Genomic DNA, 3272 nt, shown 5'->3' on the forward strand with positions numbered 1-3272 from the left:
CCTGCTCAAGGAGGTCAAGGAGGCCCGCCGGGCGCGGATCGGCGACTACGCCCGGGCCAGGCCGGATGCGGTGTTCTCCGACCGGGGCTCGGTGTTCGAGGTGGACTGCGATATCGCCCTGCCCTGCGCCACCCAGAACGAGCTGACCGAGGAGCACGCGGTCGCGCTGGTGAAGAACGGCGTACTGGCCGTGGCCGAGGGCGCGAACATGCCCTGCACCCCGGCGGCCGTCGAGGTGCTGCGGGAGGCCGGGGTGCTCTTCGGCCCCGGCAAGGCCGCCAACGCCGGCGGAGTGGCCACCTCCGCGCTGGAGATGCGGCAGAACGCCGCCCGCGACCGGTGGACCTTCGAGCAGACCGAGGCCCGTCTCGCCGCCGTCATGACCGACGTCCACGCGCTGTGCCGGGCCACCGCCGAGGAGTACGGGGCCCCCGACGACTACGTCCTGGGCGCGAACGTCGCCGGATATCTGCGGGTGGCGGAGGCCATGGCCGAGCAGGGTGTGATCTAGCCCCCGGCCACCCCGACCACGCCGAACCTCACACCGGGCACACCCGGCCCGACGGCTCGTCCGGCAGATAGCTCGAGCGCTCCCGCCGGGTGAGGTCCCGGTGGACGGCCCCGCAGATGCCGCTGATCGCCTCCTGGGGACCGGGCAGGAAGACGTTCCACAGCCGGGCCGTGCCGTCCAGACTGCCCGTGGCGAGCGCCCGGCCGTCACGGCTGAACGCCACCGCCTTCACGGCGCCGGTGTGGCCGGTGAGGGCGACCCTCATCCGGCTCCCGGCCACATCCCATACGCGCACGCCGCCCTCGTAGCTGCCGACGGCGAGAGAGCGCCCGTCCGGGCTGAAGGCGACGGACGTGGCCGCGTCGATGTGGCCGGTCAAGGCCGCGCGCCGGCCGCCGTCCGCGGTGTTCCACAGCCGGGCCGTGCCATCGGAACCTCCGGTGGCGAGCGTCCGGCCGTCCGGGCTGAACGCCACCGCTCCGGTGCGGCTGGTGTCGAGGGTGATCCGGGGCCTGCCCCTCTTCAGGTCCCACAGCTGGACTCGGTCGGCCGTCCGGATCCCGCTGATGGCCAGGGTCCGGCTGTCCGGGCTGAACGCGAGCGCGTTGACCCCGAGCCTGGACGCGGCGAGGGTGGTTCGCACGCGGCCCGAGGCCGTGTCCCACACCTGTACGTCTTCCGCCTCGTCGCTTCCGACGGCCAGCAGGCGGCCATCCGGGCTGAACGCCAGCACGTCGACGTTGTGGCGGATGTGGTCGGCGTACCGCTCGATGATCTCGCCGGAACGCAGATCATGGAACTGCACCCGTCCGTCGCTGGTCCCGATGGCCAGTGTCCGGCCGTCCGGCGCGAAGGCCACCGATTCCGCCTCACCCGGGTCGCCGCTGACCGGCACCGTGCGGGACTCGCCGGTCCTCGTGTCCCACAGGCGGGCCGGTCCGCCGCGGTCCGTGGTGGCCAGGGTGCGGCCGTCGGGGCTGAGCGATGCCGCCCAGACGCCGTCTGTGTGGCCGCCGAAGGTGAGCCGGGTCTGCCCCCTGGCCAGGTCCCACAGCCGTACGGTGCGGTCGAGGCCGCCGGTGGCCAGGGCGCGGCCGTCCGGGCTGAACGCGATCGACAGCACATAGTCGGTGTGGCCGGTGAGGGTGGTCCGGACGCGGCCGGTGGAGGTGTCCCAGAGCCGGACGGTCTGCCGTCCGTCGCTGGTGGCGAGGGTGCGGCCGTCGGGGCTGAGCGCGCCCGCCCAGACCCGCCCGGTGTGGTCGCCGAAGGTCCTGCGGGTGGTGCCCTTGGCCACGTCCCACAGGCGCGCCGTTCCGTCGTAGCTGCTGGTGGCGAGCGTACGGCCGTCCGCGCTGAACGCGACCAGACCGACGACGCGGGTGTGCCCGGTGAGCGTGTCACGAGTGCGGCCGGTGGCCGCGTCCCACAGGCGTACGGGCCCGTCGCTGCTGCCGCCGGCGAGCGTACGGCCGTCCGGGCTGAACGCCAGCGACCTGATGTTCCCGGCCTCGCCGGTGAGGGTGGTACGCGGGCGCCCGGCGGAGACGTCCCACAGGCGTACGGTGTCGTCGAAGCTGCTGCCGCTGGCAAGCGTGCGGCCGTCGGGACCGAACGCCAGCGCCTCCACCCGGCCGGTGTGACCGGCCAGGGTGTCCCGCGGCTCACCGGTGGCCGCCTCCCACAACCGCACCCTGCCATCCGCACCGCCCGTGGCCAGCGTGCGGCCGTCGGGACTGAACGCCAGCGCGTCCACCTGACCGGCGCGGCGGGTCAGGGTGGACCGCGACTCACCGGTGGTCGCCTCCCACAACCGCACCGCGCCATCCGCACCGCCCGTGGCCAGTGTGCGGCCGTCGGGGCTGAACGCCACCGACCGCACCACGTCGGCGTGGCCGCTCAGCCGCTTCCGCAGCGGCAGCGCGGCAGCGGCGTACAGGCTGTTGGTGGATTCCTTGGTGCTCCGGGTCCGGTAAGCCTGGACCGCCAGCAGGGAGGCCACGTCCGGATCGCTGTCCAACAAGGCAGCGGACTGGGCGGCCAGTTGCCGCGACTGTGCCACCTGTTGTGCGGTGACCGCTCTGTCCTGCGCGTCGATGGCCGTGTTCCGCTGCCAGAAAGCGACGCCGGCGGCGACCAGAGCCAGGCACAGCGCCACGGAGACCGCGGTCAGAACCTGGCGCAGCCGACGCCGCTCCTTGCGCAGCCCCGCCCGGCTCTCGGTGAGGAACGCCTCCTCGACCGGGATGAGGTCCGCGGCCCGCTCGGGCGGGCCGAACGCCTCGTCCGCCTCCGCCAGCCGTACGCCCCGGTAGAGCGCCCCGGGATCCCGGCCAAGCCGCTCCCACCCGGTGGCGGCCTCGGTCAGCTGACGGTGGACGCGCAGCAGGCGGCGGTCATCGTCGATCCAGTCGCGCAGCCGGGGCCAGGCGGTGATCAGCGCCTCGTGCGCGAGGCCCGCCACCTCGTCGTCGAGGGTGATCAGGCGCGCGCGGGCCAGCCGCTCCAGCACCGTGGCCGCCTCACCGGGCCCGTCGGCCCGGAGTTCGGCGCGGTCCGCCGGGCGGCGGGTGTCGGGCGCCCCCTCGCCCGGGGTGACCAGCCGCAGCAGGATCCGCCGGGCGGCCTGTGCCTGGTCGGACGGCAGCCGGGTGTACAGGTCCTCGGCGGTCTGGGCGACCGCGCCGTGGATGCCGCCGGTCGCCTCGTACGCGGCCATGGTCAGCGCGCGGCCACGGCGGCGGCGCCAGGTCTCCAGCAG

The 3272-nt window shown here is 74.5% G+C and carries 2 protein-coding genes; one reads left to right on the forward strand and one right to left on the reverse strand.

Features of this window, described 5'->3' with window-relative positions; all coding sequences use genetic code 11:
- A partial coding sequence (locus CCN51_RS50070) for a dehydrogenase family protein (RefSeq protein ID WP_483883482.1) occupies nucleotides 1-511 on the forward strand: 511 nt, incomplete at its 5' end.
- A gap of 28 nt (nucleotides 512-539) precedes the next feature.
- Here CCN51_RS50070 and CCN51_RS50075 read toward each other — a convergent pair.
- The coding region (locus tag CCN51_RS50075) for a WD40 repeat domain-containing protein (protein ID WP_086861160.1) at nucleotides 540-3272 on the reverse strand (2733 nt) is incomplete at its 5' end.

The sequence above is a fragment of the Streptomyces milbemycinicus genome, from assembly GCF_002154605.1.
Taxonomy (GTDB): domain Bacteria; phylum Actinomycetota; class Actinomycetes; order Streptomycetales; family Streptomycetaceae; genus Streptomyces; species Streptomyces milbemycinicus.